17 protein-coding genes, 1 tRNA gene and 1 other RNA gene are annotated in these 18333 nt (G+C 71.6%); 9 read left to right on the top strand and 10 right to left on the bottom strand.

Translation table 11 applies throughout. From position 1 onward, the window contains the following. Positions 1 to 191: 191 nt before the first annotated feature. Positions 192 to 668 (top strand): SsrA-binding protein SmpB, encoded by a 477-nt coding sequence (smpB, locus tag JD276_RS10055; protein WP_200115509.1) that lies wholly within the window; start codon positions 192 to 194, stop codon positions 666 to 668. Between the two features lie 108 nt (positions 669 to 776). Here smpB and JD276_RS10050 read toward each other — a convergent pair whose 3' ends face one another. After that, positions 777 to 2210: a purine-cytosine permease family protein gene (locus tag JD276_RS10050; RefSeq protein ID WP_200115508.1), complete on the bottom strand. Its 1434-nt coding sequence runs from the start codon at positions 2208 to 2210 to the stop codon at positions 777 to 779. A gap of 119 nt (positions 2211 to 2329) precedes the next feature. Here JD276_RS10050 and JD276_RS10045 point away from each other — a divergent pair, with 119 nt between their 5' ends. After that, positions 2330 to 2974, top strand: a complete 645-nt coding sequence (locus JD276_RS10045) for a TetR/AcrR family transcriptional regulator (protein ID WP_200115507.1) — start codon at positions 2330 to 2332, stop codon at positions 2972 to 2974. A gap of 157 nt (positions 2975 to 3131) precedes the next feature. Then, positions 3132 to 3503, top strand: a transfer-messenger RNA (tmRNA) gene (ssrA, locus tag JD276_RS10040). A gap of 241 nt (positions 3504 to 3744) precedes the next feature. Here the strand turns inward: ssrA and JD276_RS10035 are convergent. Continuing rightward, a complete protein-coding gene (locus tag JD276_RS10035) occupies positions 3745 to 4293 on the bottom strand; it encodes a DUF1266 domain-containing protein (protein ID WP_307866530.1) in 549 nt (182 codons plus the stop codon). Next, positions 4248 to 4640, bottom strand: a complete 393-nt coding sequence (locus JD276_RS10030; RefSeq protein WP_200115505.1) for a DUF3054 domain-containing protein — start codon at positions 4638 to 4640, stop codon at positions 4248 to 4250. The genes JD276_RS10035 and JD276_RS10030 overlap by 46 nt, the downstream gene beginning before the upstream one ends. Before the next feature lie 204 nt (positions 4641 to 4844). Here JD276_RS10030 and JD276_RS10025 point away from each other — a divergent pair, with 204 nt between their 5' ends. Continuing rightward, positions 4845 to 5324 carry a MarR family winged helix-turn-helix transcriptional regulator gene (locus JD276_RS10025; protein WP_200115504.1) on the top strand — a complete coding sequence of 160 codons (480 nt, stop codon included), beginning with the start codon at positions 4845 to 4847 and terminating at the stop codon, positions 5322 to 5324. 51 nt (positions 5325 to 5375) lie between these two features. Here JD276_RS10025 and JD276_RS10020 read toward each other — a convergent pair whose 3' ends face one another. From JD276_RS10020 to JD276_RS10005, 4 genes are all read right to left on the bottom strand, one after another. Continuing rightward, complete coding sequence (locus JD276_RS10020; protein ID WP_200115503.1) at positions 5376 to 6191, bottom strand: inositol monophosphatase family protein; 816 nt, start codon at positions 6189 to 6191, stop codon at positions 5376 to 5378. A 121-nt stretch (positions 6192 to 6312) separates the two neighbouring features. After that, a tRNA-Lys gene (locus tag JD276_RS10015) sits at positions 6313 to 6385 on the bottom strand. Positions 6386 to 6537: 152 nt separating this feature from the next. Further along, complete coding sequence (gene nhaA, locus JD276_RS10010) at positions 6538 to 7797, bottom strand: Na+/H+ antiporter NhaA (RefSeq protein ID WP_200115502.1); 1260 nt, start codon at positions 7795 to 7797, stop codon at positions 6538 to 6540. Between the two features lie 185 nt (positions 7798 to 7982). Further along, positions 7983 to 8216, bottom strand: coding sequence for a hypothetical protein (locus JD276_RS10005; RefSeq protein ID WP_200115501.1), 234 nt, complete (start codon positions 8214 to 8216; stop codon positions 7983 to 7985). Positions 8217 to 8438: 222 nt separating this feature from the next. Between JD276_RS10005 and JD276_RS10000 the strand changes: the two genes are divergently transcribed. The 5 genes from JD276_RS10000 (at position 8439) to ilvC (ending at position 13909) form a co-directional block, all read left to right on the top strand. Continuing rightward, entirely contained in the window at positions 8439 to 8681 is a 243-nt protein-coding gene (locus JD276_RS10000; protein WP_200115500.1) for a hypothetical protein, read from the top strand. Positions 8682 to 8732: 51 nt separating this feature from the next. After that, complete coding sequence (ilvD, locus tag JD276_RS09995; protein ID WP_200115499.1) at positions 8733 to 10424, top strand: dihydroxy-acid dehydratase; 1692 nt, start codon at positions 8733 to 8735, stop codon at positions 10422 to 10424. 39 nt (positions 10425 to 10463) lie between these two features. Continuing rightward, a complete protein-coding gene (locus JD276_RS09990) occupies positions 10464 to 12266 on the top strand; it encodes an acetolactate synthase large subunit (RefSeq protein ID WP_200115498.1) in 1803 nt (600 codons plus the stop codon). A gap of 2 nt (positions 12267 to 12268) precedes the next feature. Continuing rightward, on the top strand, positions 12269 to 12778 hold the full coding sequence (gene ilvN, locus JD276_RS09985) for an acetolactate synthase small subunit (protein WP_200115497.1): 510 nt from the start codon (positions 12269 to 12271) through the stop codon (positions 12776 to 12778). A 114-nt stretch (positions 12779 to 12892) separates the two neighbouring features. Continuing rightward, complete coding sequence (ilvC, locus tag JD276_RS09980) at positions 12893 to 13909, top strand: ketol-acid reductoisomerase (RefSeq protein WP_233615582.1); 1017 nt, start codon at positions 12893 to 12895, stop codon at positions 13907 to 13909. A gap of 79 nt (positions 13910 to 13988) precedes the next feature. On the opposite strand, the gene hrpB is transcribed toward ilvC, so the two are convergent. The 3 genes from hrpB to JD276_RS09965 are packed head-to-tail and all read right to left on the bottom strand — an operon-like array spanning position 13989 to position 18329. Then, entirely contained in the window at positions 13989 to 16613 is a 2625-nt protein-coding gene (gene hrpB, locus JD276_RS09975; RefSeq protein ID WP_200115495.1) for an ATP-dependent helicase HrpB, read from the bottom strand. 40 nt (positions 16614 to 16653) lie between these two features. Next, the gene (locus tag JD276_RS09970) at positions 16654 to 17430 is read right to left on the bottom strand and encodes an ABC transporter permease (RefSeq protein ID WP_200115494.1); all 777 of its coding nucleotides are present in this window, start codon (positions 17428 to 17430) and stop codon (positions 16654 to 16656) included. Beyond that, on the bottom strand, positions 17427 to 18329 hold the full coding sequence (locus JD276_RS09965) for an ABC transporter ATP-binding protein (RefSeq protein WP_200115493.1): 903 nt from the start codon (positions 18327 to 18329) through the stop codon (positions 17427 to 17429). The genes JD276_RS09970 and JD276_RS09965 overlap by 4 nt, the downstream gene beginning before the upstream one ends. Positions 18330 to 18333: the final 4 nt, after the last annotated feature.

Below are 18333 nucleotides of genomic sequence, written 5' to 3'. Positions count from 1 at the left end.
GGCTCCCCGCCCGTGGGCGGGGAGCCGGCCGACGCCGTTCAGTGGCGCTTCGCGCCGTTCAGCGCGGTCTCCGGGGCAGGCGGTGCCCGGCGCCCGCGCCTCGCCGTGTGTCCGCCGCCGCCGTGCGCTAGGCTGGATCCTTGCGGCCGGGGGAGGAACCCGGCCCGATCCGTCAGATGAGGAGGTGCCCCGTGCCCAAGGAGACCGGCGAGAAGCTGATCGCCTCGAACAAGAAGGCCCGGCACGACTACCACATCCTCGACACCTACGAGGCGGGGATGGTGCTCACGGGCAGCGAGGTGAAGTCGCTGCGCATGGGCCGCGCCTCGCTCGTCGACGGCTACGTCTTCATCGAGCACGGCGAAGCGTGGCTCGACGCCGCCTACATCCCCGAGTACCTCAACGGCTCGTGGACGAACCACGCCCCCCGGCGCAAGCGCAAGCTGCTGCTGCACCGGCAGCAGATCGACAAGCTGTGGCAGAAGACCCGCGAGGGCGGCATGACGATCGTGCCGCTCAGGCTCTACTTCCTCGACGGGCGAGCGAAGGTCGAGATCGCGCTCGCGAAGGGCAAGAAGGAGTACGACAAGCGGCAGACCCTGCGCGAGAAGCAGGACAAGCGGGAGGCGGAGCGCGCGATGCGCACCCGCAACCGCATGGGGGAGTAGGGTCGACCGTTATCGGCCACGCGGCCTGCGCTGCTCGCGCGGTCCGCGCTGCTCACGCGGCCTGCGCTGCTCACGCGCCCCGCGGTGTTCGCGCGGCGGGGCCGGCGGTCACGCGGCCGCCTGGGCCCGGACGCGGCGACCGGCGAGGGCGACGTAGCACAGGATCGAGACGAGCATGCCCGCCGGCACCGAGAGGTCGATGTAGCCGAGAGCGACCCCCAGCGGCCCCGTCCAGATGTCGGTCGAGAGGAAGAGCGCGGTGGCGATGCCGCCGGCGACGACCGAGGCGAGCCCCGCGATGCTGAACCCGCCGTGGTACCAGAAGGTGGCGCCCGGGCGCTCGTCGAAGAGGTCGAGCCCCCGGTAGCGGTTGCGGCGCAGCACGATGTCGGCCGCGTAGACGGCCATGGTGGGGGCCGAGATGATGAGCAGGAACTGCAGCATGAGGTTGATCGCGTCGATGAGGCTCGTCGACATCACGAGGAAGAGCGTGAAGGCCGTGCCGAGCACCCCGATGAGGATCGCCGACGGGATGCGGCGGATCGGCACGCCGATGGACTGGAAGGCCATGCTGGCCGTGTAGGTCGTCATGCCGTTGAGCGCGACGGTGTTCACGATGACGCCGATCACGAAGACCGGGCCGAGCCAGGAGGGCAGCATGTCGAGCAGGGCGTACTCGATGCCGAGCTCGAGCGCATCGGCCGAGACGACGCTGCCGAGCAGGGCGCCCACGATGGTGAAGAAGGCGCAGGGGATGGCGCCGCCGAGCGCCGTCGCGGCGACGATGTGCGACGGCTTCGCGTCGCGGGGGAGGTAGCGGGCCATGTCGGCGCTGTTGGAGAAGGAGAGCGGACTGGACGCGAGGATCGCGAAGGCGATGGTGAGGCTCGACCAGAGCGCGACCCCGTGGAGCGGCTCGGGCTGGGAGAAGTTCCAGTCGACGGTGGGCAGGATGAAGCCGGTGACGACGAGGAAGATGAGCAGCAGCACGGCGGTCAGCGCCGTGTAGGCCTTGAGGATCAGCGCGTGCCCGTAGACGGCGACGAGCACGGTGACGATCGAGACGACGGCGGTGACCGCGACGAGCCCGATCGTCTTGTCCTCGACCCCGAGGCGTGTGAGCAGTTCGGCGCCCATGAAGGAGGAGGCGACCCAGTTGAGGGCGAGGAAGACCCCCGAGATGAACCAGCCGTAGAAGGCGATGACGATCTTGTTGCCGCGGAAGCCGTAGATCGCGCGCTGGATCACGGAACCCGAGGTGCCGGCCGCTGGGCCGCTGACGGCCACGATGCCGGGGAGCACCCAGAGGAGGGAGACCGCGAGGGTCACGGCGGCGGCCTGCCAGATCTCGAGGCCGAGCACGGCGGTGAAGGAGGCGCCGATGGTGAAGTTGAGAACGCTCACCATCGTCGCGGCCCAGACGGCGAAGAGGTCGCGGGGCCTGCCGTGGCGTTCGGACTCGCCGACGAGCTCGATGCCGCGCGTCTCGGGCTGCGTGGCGACGTCGACGAATTCCTGCTGGGGGTCTGAGTGCTGGGTCACGTGCGGTTCCTCTCGGCAGAGCCCGGAGCATCGTCGCTGGAATGACACACGAAGCGGCGCTGCTATTGGTCATGGGGCCAATGGGATCTATTGGTCACTAATCCAATAGGATGGGACGCATGGTGTCAAGCGGAGGTGTGCCGCGGGTGCGCAAGCAGCCCGAGGAGCGGCGCGCTGAGATCCTGGCGGAGGCGGCCCGGATCGCCCTCGAGGAGGGGCTCGAGCGGATCACGCTGCGCGCGGTCGCCGACGGGCTCGGCGTGCGGCCGGGCCTGATCAGTCACTACTTCCCGGCGGCGGAGGACCTCGTGGTGGCCGCCTTCCTCGTGGCGGTCTCGGGTGAGCGGGAGCGGCTGCAGACGGGGGAGGGGGAGCCGCTCGAGCGCCTGGCCGCCTTCGTCCGCCGGATCGAGTCGGAGTCCGTCGATCTCGCCCGTCTGTGGCTCAACGCCCGGCATCTCGCGCGCTTCACGCCGGCCCTCGCCGACGCCATCGAGGAGCAGGAGGCGCTCGACCGCGAGCGCTTGATCTCGCTCATCGATGAGGGCTGCGACGCGGGCGTCTTCGAGGTGGAGGATCCGCTCGCGGCGTGCGTGCGGATCTTCATGGCGGTCGACGGCTTCGGCGCGTACGCGAACAACGCCGCTCCGTTCGAGCCCGACGCCTACGCGCACTTCGTGACGGACGTGAGCGAGTGGGCGCTCGGGCTGTCCGCGGGTGCGCTCCGAAGCGTGGGGACGTGGGAGGCCGACCCGGTTCCGTGAGACCGGGAGGCTTCCCGGTCCCGGAAGGCGTGCGTGTCGGATCGATCCGTGGTATCCTGAAAGGCCCGGTTCGATCCGGGTGTGACAACTCCACAGAGTGCGATGCGAACGCCCCAGACTGCGCCCTCGGGTGCATGCGCCCCACGGCGTCACAAACGGGGCCGATCGGTTTCGACACGTCGATTTGAGACTGTGAGAAGCGGGTCGAGGACGCGAAGTTATCTCGTAAACGCCCTTCGCAAACCATAGGTGCCAACGCTAAGCGCACCGACTTCGCTCTCGCTGCCTAAGCACGAGACCGAGTCCGTCAAGTTCGGGTTCGTCCCCGCCCCGATACTTGGCGTCATTTAGGGGACTCGCTGGTGCGTCGCGTCTCGGGGCGCACCGGGACTCTCACCGAGGCTGGGCCTGTCGCTCGAGGTGTCCGTGACACAGAGCGGGGCCGAGTAGAACGCTTGCACGGACTACGCCCGTAGAAGGCACGGAATCATCGAAGTGGACCGGGGTTCGATTCCCCGCGGCTCCACGAACGTTCGCATCGCACTCGGAGTCGTCGCAGGAGGCCGCCCCTTCGGGCGGCCTCCTCGCGTCTCCGGGAGCGTGCGGTTTCCCGGCGCGTGCGGTGCGGAGGCGGGGAGGAGGCGCGCCCGCGGGGCGCCGGCGCGCCCAACCGGCCACGACGAGGATCGCCACGACGAGGATCGCCGCGGCGAGCACGAGCATCCCGATCGTCCAGGGGGACCACTCCTCCCGGAGGAAGTGGACCGGGTTCACGCGCGATCCTCGAGGCGCGAGGCGGCCGCCCCGTCGATGAGCCGCGCCAGCGCGGTCGGCGACACCGAGGGAGCCTGGACGAGGAGGTCCTCCGAGATCAGCGCGTCCACGAGCAGGATCCGGCTGTCGGGGATCGGCTGCGACCACGGCATATGCGACCAGGGCCCGCCGTGGGGGTCGACCAGCGCCGACTGCCTGCTGGCGTCGTGGGCGTCGCCCCGCCGCGCCTCCGGACCCGAACTGCTGCTCCAGTACCGGCGAGCCCGCAGGAAGTGCTCGCCCAGCTGCTCCCACCCCGAGTAAGTGCGCTGCAACTGCGCGGAGACGAGGTTCAGCGTGTCGACGGCCTCCGCCTCCGTCAGCCAGCCCAGCGAGTAGCCGGCGCGGCAGAGCATCGCGGCGCGCACCAGATCCCACGCCTCGAACCTCGTGTCGCGGATGCCGCGGGTGTTCGCGCTCACCTGCCGGCGCTTCGTCGTCCCTGCCGCGACCTTCGGGCTCAGCGCCTCAGTGCGCGCTGGAACAGCACCGCGATACCGCGCCACCCGAGGAGGAAGACGCCGACGGAGACGGTCGCCACGATCACGAACGGCATCGCGGTGCCCGCGCCCGTGAGCGCGCGCAGCAGCATGCCGATGGCGACCGTACCGACCCAGAGCGGAACGCCCGATCGCACGATGCGCAGCGGGGCGCGCCAGACCCGCGCGGCCAGCCAGACGACCGCCAGGCCGACGAGGAACGGCCACGCCGTCTCGACGAGGCCGACGAACGTCGCCTCCCGCGCGTGACTGCTGCGGCCGAGCGCCGCGAAGAGCACGACGAACAGCGCGTCGGCGACGAGGGCGAACGCGATGATCGGGGGTTTCGGGGCGGTGCGCCGGTCGGTGTTCACGCCTCGAGTCTACGCGTCGCGCGCTCGCCCATCGGGCTTCCGGAGAGCGCGTTCCTCTCCGAAGCGGCGCCCGAGCAGCCGGTGCCTCGCGGGCCGGTTCCGGGAACAGCCGAATCTCCCGTGCCGTCGCACGGGACTGGCATAGAATTGGGCGAGGACCGGGGCCGACGACCCCGCATCGGAAGAGCGAAAAGGGCAGTAGTCGTGGCAGAACCTCAGTGGTTGGACTCCGAAGAGCGAGAACTCTGGCTCCGCCTCGTGAGCCTGACCATCCTGCTTCCCGGCGCCCTCGAGTCCCAGCTGAAGCGGGACGCGGGCGTCACCCTCTTCGACTATCACGTCCTGGCGATGCTCTCCGACGCCGAGGATCGCACCCGTCTCATGAGCGATCTCGCGTTCTTCACGAACTCGTCGCTCTCGCGCCTCTCCCACGTCGTCACCCGGCTGGAGAAGCAGGGGTGGGTGCGCCGCGAGGCCTGCCCCAGCGACGGCCGGGCCACGAACGTCGTGCTCACCGACGAGGGCTTCGCCCACCTGGAGGAGCAGGCGCCCGAGCACGTGCGGACGGTGCGGAGACTGGTGCTCGACCCGCTCGGCCGCGAGGGGCTGCGCGAGTTCTCGATGCAGCTGGGCAGGATCCTCGAGGCCGTGGATCCGGACCGGCGCCGCATCGCCGACGCCTGATCCGGCCGACGCCTCCGTCAGTCGCGCGGCTGCGTCAGTCGCGCGGCTGCGTCAGCGGCGCGACTGCGCGACGGCCTCGACGACGGCGGCGTGCAGCGGCCCGTTCGTCGCGAGGGAGCTGCCGTTCCAGGCGCTCTCGTTGCCTGCGATGTCGGTGAACCTGCCCCCGGCCTCGCGCACGATCGGAACCAGTGCGGCCAGGTCGTAGGGCTTCACGTCGAACTCGGCGACGATGTCGACGAGGCCCTCGGCCAGGAGCATGTACGACCACATGTCCCCGTAGGCGCGATCCCGCCAGACCCTGCGGCTGAGCTCGATGAGCGGCTGCAGATAGCCCGCCAGGTCCCACTGCTCGATGCTCTGGAAGCTCAGCGAGGCGTGCTCGAGGTCCGCCACCTGCGAGACCCGCAGCCGGCGCGGCGCCTCGCCCGTCTGCTCGCCCCACGCGCCCGACCCGGTCTCGGCCCACCAGCGTGCGCCGAAGGCCGGGGCCGACACGACGCCGACCGTCGGCAGGCCGTCGATCTCGAGCGCGATGAGGGTGGCCCAGTTGGGGACTCCGCGGAGGAAGTTGGAGGTGCCGTCGATGGGATCGAGGATCCACCGCCGCTCGGGACCCTCCGAGGCGCCCTCCGCGCGCCCGGACTCCTCGCCGAAGAACGCGTCGCCCGGACGTTCGGCCTCGATGCGCGCCCGCAACGCGTCCTCGACGGCCCGATCCGCGTCGGTGACGAAGGTGCGGTCGGGCTTCGTCTCGACGTTGAGGTCGGCCGCGCGGAAGCGGGGGAGCGAGATCGAGTCGGCGAGGTCGGCGAGGTCGAGCGCGAACGCGAGGTCCGCAGAGGGGGAGGGGGGCGTGAGGGGCATGGGCGCGCCTTCCGTGGGTGCGTGGCCGGGGAGGTGACGTGGTGGGGCGGATGAGAGGAGGTGGGCCGCCTCGACGGAGACGACAAAGGCCCGAGATCGTGACGATCTCGGGCCTGAACCGTGCGCCCTCACGGGCTCGAACCGTGGACCCGCTGATTAAGAGTCAGCTGCTCTACCAACTGAGCTAAAGGCGCCTGCTGCTCGCTGAGCAACAAAGCTACATTAGCACGCCCGTTCTCGCCGTTCAAAATCGGTCGGCAGCGGCGCAGCTCCCGGGCGCGCCGTGCTTTCGGGGCGCCCTGTTTCCCGGCGCGCGTGCTCTCGGGGCGCCGCCGCGCCGCCCCGGTCAGCGGCGCGAGCGCGGCCGACGGACGAGGAAGCACGCCGACACTGCGACGGCGACCAGCGAGCCGACCATGACCGAGAGCCGGGCGGTGTCGCCGTCGCCCGGGTGCGTGAAGCTGAGGTCGGCCACGAGCAGCGCCACGGTGAACCCGACGCCGGCGAGCGCGCCGACGCCGATGAGCTGCGGCCAGCGCACCGCGGAGTCGAGCTCGGCGCGCGTGAACTTCGTGATCAGCCAGGTCGTGAGGGTGATGCCGATCGGCTTGCCGAGCACCAGGCCGAACATCACGCCGAGGGCGATCGGATCGAAGGGGAACCGCGACTCGCCCCCGATCGCCACCCCCGCGGCGAAGAAGGCGAAGATGGGCACCGCGATGCCCGTCGACAGGGGGCGGAACCGGCGCTCGAACACCTCGGCGAGGGCCACTCCGTCCTTGCCCGCGACGGGCACGAGGAACGCGAGCAGCACGCCGGCGATGGTCGCGTGGATGCCGGAGGCGTGGAAGAGCGCCCACGCGACGGCGCCGATCGGCAGCAGGACGAGCCAGGGGCCGAAGCCCGACCGGGCGAGCCACCCGGGGAAGCGGTGGGCGACGAAGGCGTACACGGCGAGGGGGATCGCCGAGAGCGCGAGCGCGGCGAACTGCACGCCGTCGGTGTAGAAGATGGCGATGATCGCGATGGCGATGAGGTCGTCGACGACGGCGAGCGTGAGCAGGAACATGCGCAGCGCGGCCGGGACGCGCGGAGCGAGGAGGCCGAGCACCGCGACCGCGAACGCGATGTCGGTGGCGGTCGGGATCGCCCAGCCGTGGACGGAATCGGCGCCGGCGTTGAAGGCGACGTAGATGAGAGCCGGCACGGCGACGCCGCCGAAGGCCGCCGCCACGGGCACGATCGCCGTGGAGAACCTGCTGAGCGCGCCCTCCACGAATTCCCGCTTGAGCTCGAGCCCCACCATGAAGAAGAAGATCGCGAGCAGCCCGTCGGAGGCCCAGTGGCCGACGCTCAGTCTGAGGTGCAGCGATTCGGGGCCGAACTCGGCGTCGCGCAGCGAGAAGTACCAGTCGGCGACGGGGCTGTTCGCCGCGACGAAGCCGACGAGGGCGGCGGCCATGATGATGACGCCGCCGATGAGCTCCGTGCGGAGCAGCCTGTTGACGCGAGCCGCTTCGCGCTTGTTGACGAGGGTGAGGATGCGGCGTCGGCGCCCCCGGTTGCTGGGGGCGTCCTCGGCGTGCCGGAGGGATTCATCGTTCATGGGTGTTCACGGGGTCCGATTCTGGAGAGTCGGCGACGAGACGTCGTCCGGGCTTCCCGACGCGCCGGACACGATCCTATATGGACGCCGCGAGCCCCGGAGCATCGTCCGCACGGGGGCTTCCGGCGTCTCCGCGGTCGGGATCCGGTCGCGGCGCCCCGGCGACGAGCGGGCCGGCGGTCCCGTCAGCGGCGGCGCTTGCGCTCCTTCTTGCGCGCCTCCACCTCTTCCTCGAAGTCCCGGTCGTCCTCCTGCATGGCGACGCCCGCGATCGCGAGCGCGAGTCCGGCGAGCCACACCCCCCAGACCAGCAGGCGCCGCCAGTCCTTGGGCATCGACTGGGTCCGCTTGGCCGTGGTCGCGGCGCCCACCGCGGCGCCGATCACTCCGGGGTTCGTCACGTACTTGCCGATCGACATGCGGCCTCCCTTGCGGCTGTGCGGAGCCGGGCGCCGGGGTTCCGGGCCCTTCGCCGGCGGCCGGGCCGCCCGCTCGATCCAGCTTAGCGTCCGGCCTCGCCCGGGTCCCGGGGCTTGCCCGGCACCGCCGGCCTTGCGCTACGCTTGATGGCGCGCGTGTGAGTCGCGGGATCCCGCCTCGCACTCGAGGTGTCAGGCGTTCGGAGTCGAGGGATGGTCAGCATGGCGAAGCAGCAGACGCAGGAACTGTTCGAGGAGAGCTCGCAGGGAGCCGTCAGCGCGGTGACCGCGATCTTCTTCATCCTCTCCTTCGTCCTCATGGTCGGCGGCTGTGTGCTCATGAGCTACGGCGTCGACGCGACGATCGGCGCCTCCGCCGAGCAGCTGCGCTTCGCGGGCGGCCTCGCCGCCGTCGTGATCGGCTTCGTGCTTCCGTTCACGCTGCTCCCCGCCACGGGCAAGTAGACGCCGGGCGGCATGCGCGTCCGCGTCGGCGGCAGGCCTTAGACTTGGGCCATGGCAGAGATCGACATCAAGCCGCGGAGTCGCGACGTTACTGACGGGATCGAGAAGGCTGCGGCGCGGGGCATGCTGCGCGCCGTCGGCATGGGCGATGAGGACTGGGACAAGCCCCAGATCGGCATCGCGAGCTCGTGGAACGAGATCACCCCCTGCAACCTGAGCCTCGACCGGCTCGCGCAGGGCGCGAAGGAGGGGGTGCACGCCGGCGGCGGCTACCCCATGCAGTTCGGAACGGTCTCGGTCTCCGACGGCATCTCGATGGGCCACGAGGGCATGCACTTCTCCCTCGTCTCGCGCGAGGTCATCACCGACTCGGTCGAGACGGTCATGATGGCCGAGCGCCTCGACGGCTCGGTGCTGCTCGCGGGATGCGACAAGTCGCTCCCGGGCATGCTGATGGCCGCGGCCCGCCTCGACCTCGCCTCCGTCTTCCTGTACGCCGGATCGATCGCCCCGGGCTGGGTGAAGCTCAGCGACGGCACCGAGAAGCAGGTGACCATCATCGACGCCTTCGAGGCCGTCGGAGCGTGCAAGGCCGGCACGCTGAGCGAGGAGGACCTGAAGCGCGTCGAGTGCGCGATCGCCCCGGGCGAGGGCGCCTGCGGCGGCATGTACACCGCGAACACCATGGCGTGCGTGGCGGAGGCCCTCGGCATGAGCCTGCCCGGATCCGCCGCGCCGCCCAGCGCGGACCGGCGCCGCGACTACTACGCGCACCGCTCGGGCGAGGCGGTCGTGAACCTGCTGCGCCAGGGCATCACCTCCCGCGACATCCTCACGAAGAAGGCGTTCGAGAACGCCATCACCGTGGCCATGGTGCTCGGCGGCTCGACGAACGCCGTGCTGCACCTGCTGGCCATCGCGCGCGAGGCCGAGGTCGAGCTCACCCTCGACGACTTCACCCGCATCGGCCAGAAGTCGCCGCACCTCGCCGACATGAAGCCCTTCGGGCAGTACGTCGCAGAGGACTTCGATCGCGTGGGCGGCATGCCCGTCATCATGAAGGCGCTGCTCGACGCCGGCCTCCTGCACGGAGACGCCCTGACCGTGACCGGCAAGACCGTCGCCGAGAACCTCGCAGACGTCGACACGCCGCTCGACGGCAAGGTGATCCGCACGCTCGACAACCCGCTGCACGAGGGCGGTGGCCTGACGATCCTGAGCGGCACCCTCGCCCCCGAGGGCGCCGTGGTGAAGACGGCCGGCTTTGACGCGGAGACCTTCGAGGGCCCTGCGCGCGTCTTCGACCGCGAGCGCGCCGCGATGGACGCGCTGACCGAGGGCAAGATCGGCAAGGGCGATGTCGTGGTCATCCGCTACGAGGGCCCGAAGGGCGGCCCCGGCATGCGCGAGATGCTCGCCATCACCGGCGCCATCAAGGGCGCGGGGCTCGGCAAGGATGTACTATTGTTGACTGACGGACGATTCTCGGGCGGCACAACCGGCCTGTGCATCGGCCATATTGCGCCGGAGGCATCGGACGGGGGTCCGATCGCCCTGGTGCGCGACGGTGACCTGATTCGGGTCGACATCGCCGCACGAACGCTCGATCTGCTGGTGGATCCCACCGAGCTCGCGGCCCGCCGAGACAGCTGGGCCCCGCTTCCCCCGCGGTATACGCGCGGCGTGCTGGCCAAGTACGCGAAGCTCGTGCGCTCCGCCTCAGAAGGCGCGATCACGGGCTGACGCCGTATCACTGCGCCCACCGTCAACAGAAAGCCAGAGATGAACTCGGACACGAGTGCAATTCCCACCCAACCACCCGCGGGCGCCTCGCGCGGAGAGCGGATGACCGGTGCCGATGCCGTCGTGCGCAGCCTCGAGCTGCTCGGCGTCACCGACGTCTTCGGACTGCCGGGCGGCGCGGTGCTGCCGCTCTACGACGCCCTGATGGACGCGCCCAAGCTGCGCCACATCCTGGTGCGCCACGAGCAGGGCGGCGGCCACGCCGCCGAGGGCTTCGCGGCGGCCTCCGGCAGGGTCGGGGTCTGCATCGCGACCTCGGGCCCCGGTGCGACCAACCTGGTCACCGCGATCGCCGACGCCTACATGGACTCGGTGCCGCTGCTCGCCATCACCGGCCAGGTGTTCTCGCACCTGATGGGCACGGACGCCTTCCAGGAGGCGGACATCGTCGGCGTCACCATGCCGATCACCAAGCACTCCGTGCTGGTGAAGCGCGCGGAGGACGTGCCCGCGGCGATCGCCGCGGCGTACCACCTCGCCTCGAGCGGCCGGCCCGGCCCCGTGCTCGTCGACATCACGAAGGACGCGCAGGAGGGCCTGCTCGACTTCGTGTGGAACCCGAACGTCGAGCTGCCCGGCTACCGTCCGATCACGAAGGCCAACAGCAAGCAGATCCAGGCCGCGGCCGAGCTGATCGCGGAGTCGAAGAAGCCCGTCTTCTACATCGGGGGCGGCGTGGGCCGCGCCGGGGCCTCGGCCGAGCTGCTGCAGCTCGTCGAGCAGGTCGGCGCTCCCGTCGTGACCACGCTGATGGCGCGGGGAGTGTTCCCCGACGACCACCCCCAGCACCTCGGCATGCCGGGCATGCACGGCACGGTGCCCGCGGTGCTCGCTCTGCAGGAGGCCGACCTGCTCATCACGATCGGCGCGCGCTTCGACGATCGGGTGACCGGCAAGGCGGCGCTCTTCGCACCCGAGGCGAAGGTCATCCACGCCGACATCGACCCGGCCGAGATCGGCAAGATCCGCGCCGCAGACGTGCCCATCGTGGGCGACGCCGGCGAGGTCATCTCAGACCTCATCGCCGCGATGTCCTCCACCCAGCGCACCCGCGAGTGCGCCGACCAGAGCCAGTGGTGGGAGCGGCTGAACGAGCTGCGCGAGCACTTCCCGCTCGGCTACCAGGCGACGAGCGACGGCCTGCTCTCCCCGCAGTACGTGATCCAGCGCATCGGCGAGCTGACCGGCCCCGAGGGCGTCTACGCCGCGGGTGTCGGCCAGCACCAGATGTGGGCGGCGCAGTTCATCAAGTACCAGCGGCCGAACGCGTGGCTCAACTCGGGCGGCGCCGGCACGATGGGCTATGCGGTGCCCGCGGCCATGGGTGCGAAGGTCGCCGAGCCCGACCGCACGGTGTGGGCGATCGACGGCGACGGGTGCTTCCAGATGACCAATCAGGAGCTCGCGACCTGCACGGTCAACGACATCCCGATCAAGGTCGCGGTCATCAACAACTCGTCCCTCGGCATGGTGCGCCAGTGGCAGACCCTCATCTACGAGGGCCGCTACTCCAACACCGAGCTCAACACGGGGCACGGGAGCCAGCGCATCCCCGACTTCGTGAAGCTGGGCGAGGCCTACGGCTGCCTGTCCATCCGCGTGGAGCGCGAGGACCAGGTCGACGACGCGATCAAGCTGGCGCTCGAGACCAACGACCGCCCCGTCGTGATCGACTTCGTCGTGAGCGCCGACGCGATGGTGTGGCCGATGGTGCGCCAGGGCACCTCCAACAGCGATATCCAGTACGCCCTCGAGCACAGCCCCGAGTGGGGGGAGGAGTAGTCATGAGCCGCCACGTTCTGAGCCTCCTCGTCGAGGACAAGCCCGGTCTCCTGACCCGCGTCGCCGGCCTCTTCGCGCGCCGCGGCTTCAACATCGAGTCCCTCGCCGTGGGGCCCACCGAGGTGAAGGGCCTGTCCCGCATCACGGTCGTCGTCGACCAGGACGACGTGCTGCTCGAGCAGGTCACGAAGCAGCTGAACAAGCTCGTCAACGTGATCAAGATCGTCGAGCTCGATCCCGCGCAGTCGGTGCAGCGGGAGCACATGCTGATCAAGGTGCGGGCCGACAGCCAGAACCGCTCGCAGGTGCTCGAGGCCGTCACCCTCTTCCGCGCGCGCGTCGTCGACGTGGTCACCGACGCGCTCGTGATCGAGGTCACCGGCGACTCGGGCAAGATCGACGCCTTCCTGAAGGTGCTCGAGCCCTTCGGGATCAAGGAGATCGCCCAGTCCGGCCTGATCGCGGTCGGGCGCGGATCCAAGTCGATCACCGAGCGCGTCTTCAAGAACTAGGCGCTCCTGCGGCACGAGCCGGAGCGCACGGCGGGGCCCGCACCCGGAAGCGGGAGCGGGCCCCGCCACGGAATTCAGAAACCCAACAACGAAGGAGAATGTCACGTGGCTGAGATGTACTACGACGACGATGCGGATCTGTCGATCATCCAGGGCAAGAAGGTCGCCATCGTCGGCTACGGTTCGCAGGGTCACGCTCACGCGATGAACCTTCGCGACTCGGGCGTCGAGGTGGTCATCGCGCTCAAGGAGGGCTCGAAGTCGATCCAGAAGGCCGAGGAGGCGGGCTTCACCGTCAAGACGGTCGCCGACGCCGCCGAGTGGGCGGACCTCATCATGATCCTGGCTCCGGATCAGCACCAGCGCACCATCTACAACGAGTCCATCAAGGACAAGCTGACGGCGGGCAAAACCCTCGCCTTCGCGCACGGCTTCAACATCCGCTTCGGCTACATCGAGGCCCCCGAGGGCGTCGACGTGATCCTCGTCGCCCCGAAGGCCCCGGGCCACACCGTGCGCCGCGAGTTCGTCGCCGGCCGCGGCATCCCCGACATCATCGCCGTCGAGGTCGACGCGTCCGGCTCCGCCTGGGACACCGCCATCTCCTACGCGAAGGCGATCGGCGGCACCCGCGCCGGCGTCATCAAGACCACCTTCACCGAGGAGACCGAGTCGGATCTCTTCGGCGAGCAGGCGGTGCTCTGCGGCGGCACCTCGCAGCTCGTCCAGTACGGCTTCGAGGTGCTCACCGAGGCCGGCTACCAGCCCGAGATCGCCTACTTCGAGGTGCTGCACGAGCTCAAGCTCATCGTCGACCTGATGTGGGAGGGCGGCATCGCCAAGCAGCGCTGGTCGGTCTCCGACACCGCCGAGTACGGCGACTACGTGTCGGGCCCCCGCGTCATCGACCCGAGCGTCAAGGAGAACATGAAGGCCGTGCTCGCCGACATCCAGTCGGGCGCGTTCGCGGAGCGCTTCATCACCGACCAGGACAACGGCGCCGCCGAGTTCACGGAGCTCCGCGCCAAGGCCGAGTCGCACCCGATCGAGAAGACCGGGCGCGAGCTGCGCAAGCTCTTCGCCTGGAAGCAGCAGGACGAGGACTACGTGGACGGCTCCGCCGCGCGCTGATCCCTCTGATCGAGAATCTGCCCGACTCCGTGCACGCTCCGGGCCTCCCGGATGGCACGGAGCCGGGCAGATTCTTCTGTCATCGGCGTCGGGCGCGAGCCGTCGCCTCCGCGGTCCACGGATCCTCGGGCCAGGGGTGCTTCGGATACCGCCCCCGCATCTCGCGCCGCACCTGCTGGTAGGGGCCGTTCCAGAACGACGCGAGGTCGTCGGTCACGGCGAGGGGCCGTCGGGCGGGGGAGAGCAGGTGGAACAGGATCGGCACGCGGCCGCCGGCCACCCGCGGGGTCTCGGCGAGGCCGAAGAGCTCCTGCAGTTTCACCGCCACGACCGGGCGCGTCCGGAGGTCGTCGTCACCGGGATCCGGGTACTCGATTCGGACGTGCGACCCCGAGGGCACGGCGAGGCGCTCGGGGGCCAGCTCGTCGAGGCGCGCGGCCTCGGGCCAGGGCAGCCGACGTCGCAGCGCCGAGGCCATGTCGAGGCCGCGGAGCGAGGCGCCGGGCCGCAGCCGCTCGAGGTCGGGGCCCAGCCACTCGTCGATCGCGTCGAGCAGCGCTGCGTCGCCCATGTCCGGCCAGGGTTCGCCCAGCTCGCGGTGCAGCAGCGCGAGGCGCGAGCGCAGGGCCGCCGCCGGCTCGGACCAGTCGAGCGCGGCGAGGCCGGCCTCGCGCAGGTGGGCGGCGAGCGCCGGAGCGGTGTCCTCGCGGGTGGCGGCCACGGGCGTCGACGCGAGCGGGATCGCGCCCAGCCGCCGCTCCTCGCGCACCCGCACGCGCCCGCCCTCGATGTGCGCCGAGCGGGTGCGGGTCGCGAGCGCGCCTCCGATGCGGAGGGCGTCGTCCTCGGCGATCGGGGCGGCGAGCCGGATGACCGCGCCCGTGCCGTCGGCCGCCCGTCCCTCGGCGCGCTGCACCTCCCGCACCGCGATCCACTCCGCGCCGAGCAGCGCGCTCCCCTCGGGCAGGGCGGCCCGAGTGCCGCTCCCGAGCAGGTAGGCGCGCGACCCGGCGGTCACCCGCCTGGCGATCCACTCGGGCCGCGCGAGGGCGACGACGATGCCGGGAGCCGCGGCGTCGGCCCCTCCGGACCGCGGCGCCGCGTCGGAGCCGGACGCCCGGCGGGCCGGCTCCTCGGCGCTGCCGGCGACCGCGATGCGCTCGAGCCGGGTGCGCTCGCGCCGCCAGCGATCCGCTCCCGGCGCACGCCCGGATCGGAGCTCTCGGAGCAGCCGGGGCAGCTCGGCACCCGGATCCCGGTGGTCGTCGGAGACGGCTGCGACGATCTCCGCGGCGGCCCGCGCATCGCCGAGCTCCGTCGCCCCGGCGACGAGCGCCCGCGCCTCGCGGGCTCCGACGGGCAGCAGCGCGACGCGGGATCCGAGCGGCGTCGGCCGACCCATGTCGTCGACGAGCCCCAGCCCCCGCAGCACCTCCTCCGCTTCGGCGATCGCAGCGGCCGGGGGAGCCGTGGGGAGGCGGAGGCCCGCGCCGCGCGGGGTGCCCCACTCGGCGAGCAGGAGCGCCGCGTCGGTGAGATCCGCCGAGGCGATCTCGGGAGGCGACTCCGCGGGCATCCGCGCGAGATCGGCCTCGGAGTAGACGCGCACGGCCCGCCCGGGCCCCTGGCGCGCGGCGCGACCCGCGCGCTGCTCGGCGCTCGCCCGCGACGCGCTCGCCGTGACGAGCCCGGTCATGCTCCGCGCGCGGTCCCGCCGCACCTCGCGGGCCAGGCCGGAGTCGACCACGAGACGCACGCCCGGCACGGTGAGCGAGCTCTCGGCGAGCGCCGTGCTCACGACGATGCGCGGCGGGTCCGCCGGGGAGCGCCCGCGCACCGCCCGATCCTGGTCGCGCGCCGCGATCCTGCTGTGCAGGGGGAGCACCTCGGCGGAGGAGGCGGCCCGCAGCAGCCGGCTCAGCTCGTCGACCTCCCGCGCACCGGGCACGAACACGAGGGCGTCGCACGCCGCCTCCGCCTGCGCGGTCGCGGTGACATCCGCCAGGTGGGCGAGGTACTCCCGGGTCACCCCGCGGCGATCCAGGCGCGCGCCCGCGAAGGGGGCGTAGTCGATCCGCAGCGGGTGGAGCGCCGAGGGGATCTCGACCACCGGCGCCGCAGCGGGGCCATCGCCCGGGCCCTCGCCGGATCCCGCGGCCCCGAGCAGCCCAGCGGTGCGCCCGGCGTCGAGCGTGGCCGACATCGCCACCACCAGCAGATCGTCCCGGAGCGCGCGCACCTCGGCGAGCAGCCCGAGCAGCAGATCGCCCTCCACCGAGCGTTCGTGCACCTCGTCCAGGATCACGGCGCCCACGCCGTCGAGCCCCGGGTCCGCGAGCAGCCTGCGCAGCAGCACGCCGGGGGTGAGCGCCTCGATGCGGGTCTCCGCGGTCGTGCGCCGCTCGCCGCGCACCGTGAACCCGACGGGGCCGCCGAGGGAGCTGCCATCGAGCTCGGCGATGCGCGAGGCCGCGGCCCGCACGGCGACTCGGCGCGGCTGCGTGAGCAGCACCCGAGCGCCCGCCGGCCCGCGCTCGGCGACGAGGTCGGCGACCAGCGGCGGCACGTACGTGCTCTTGCCCGTGCCCGGCGGGGCCGTCACGACCATCGCCCCGGCGACGGCCGCGCGCTCGAGCTCGGCACGGGCGCCGGCGACGGGCAGGCCGGCGCCGATGGCGTCGAGGTCGAAGCGGTGCCGGGTCACCCGTTCATCCTAGGAGCCCGGGATCGCGGCGCACCCCATCTCAGCGTCGCGGGAAGCGCCACGCGATCACGGCGGCGCCGACCGCCACGATCCCGACGCACCAGAGCACGGCGATGAGCGGCTGCGAGCCCGCGTCCGCCCCCGTGAGCCAGGCGCGCACCGCGTCGGTGATCGGCGTCACGGGCTGCACCTCGGCGAGCGGGCGCAGCCAGTCGGGCATCGTCTCGGTCGGCACGAACGCGCTCGACAGGTACGGCAGGAAGAGGATCGCGAAGCCGTAGCCGTTCGCGGCCTCCGGGGTCGAGGCGAGCAAGCCGATCGCGGCGAACACGACGGTCACGGCGACGATCCAGCACAGCAGGATCGTGACCGCCCCGAGCCACTGGAGCGGGCCCGCCGCGGGGCGGAACCCGAGCAGCAGCCCGGCCCCCAGTACGATCGCGGTGGCGAGCAGATTGCGCAGCACGCTCGCGACGACGTGTCCCACGAGGCAGGTCGCGGCGGGGATCGGCAGGCTGCGGAAGCGTCGCATCGCGCCGCCGGTGACGTCTCGGTTCACCGATACGGCCACCGACGAGGCGCCGAAGCCCGAGCACAGCACGACGATGCCGGGCGTGACGTAGTCGACGTAGCCGCCGCTCGAGTCGAAGGCGCCGCCGAAGACCACGGTGAACAGCAGCATGAGCATGACCGGCAGCAGGACGGCGAGCAGCAACCCCTCGCCGTCGCGCAGGCTGTGGCGCAGGCTGCGGCCGACGAAGATGCGGCTCGCGGCGACCGGACCGGTCCCGGGATGCGCGGCGGTCATGGCGCTCATGCCGCCACCTCCCGCGAGTCCCGGCGCGCAGCCGTGCGGCCGGGCTGCCCGGTGAGCGCCAGGAAGGCGTCGTCGAGCGTGGGGCGGCGCAGCTCGAGGTGCAGCCGGTGATCCTCCTCGGCGAGCCCGGCGAGCTGCCGGGCGAGGGCGCCTGCGTCGCCGGTCGCGCCGAGCGTGCGCCGCACCTCGCCGGCCTCGTCGACGAGCACGGCGGTCTCGGTGCCGACGAGCGAGATGAGGCGGTCCACTGTGCCGTCGGCGACGATGCGCCCGCCCTGCAGGATCGCGACGCGGTCGGCGAGCGCCTCGGCCTCGTCGAGCATCTGCGTGGTCATGAAGACGCAGCAGCCCTCCGCGGCGCGCGCGGCGATGGCGTCCCACAGCCGAGCGCGGCTCGCGGGGTCGAGGCCCGTCGTCGGCTCGTCGAGGAACAGCACCGCCGGAGTCAGCACGAGCGAGGCCGCGAGATCCACGCGCCTCCGCATGCCGCCCGAGTATTCCGCGACCGGGCGGTTCGCCGTCTCGGCGAGATCGAACGAGGCCAGCAGTTCGTCGGCCCTCCGGCGCGCGTCGAGGGTACCGAGACCGAGCAGCCGCGCGATCATCACGAGGTTCTCGCGCCCGGTGAGCGCCTCGTCGATGGCCGCGTACTGGCCCGTCGTGCCGATATGCCGGCGCACGCGGGCGGCATCGCGCTCGACGTCGTGACCGAGGATCCTCGCGCTCCCCGAGTCGGGGCGCATCAGGGTGCTGAGGATCGAGACGAGCGTCGTCTTGCCGGCGCCGTTCGGGCCGAGCAGGGCGAAGATGCCTCCGGTGATGTCGAGTGCGAGCGAGTCGAGCACGGTCTGTCCGCCCAGCCGCTTGCCGAGTCCGTCGAGTTCGATGACGGCGGTCATGAGC

This window comes from Leucobacter chromiisoli (assembly GCF_016522505.1).
Lineage (GTDB): Bacteria > Actinomycetota > Actinomycetes > Actinomycetales > Microbacteriaceae > Leucobacter > Leucobacter chromiisoli.
This window is presented reverse-complemented; position numbering and strand designations above follow the sequence as displayed.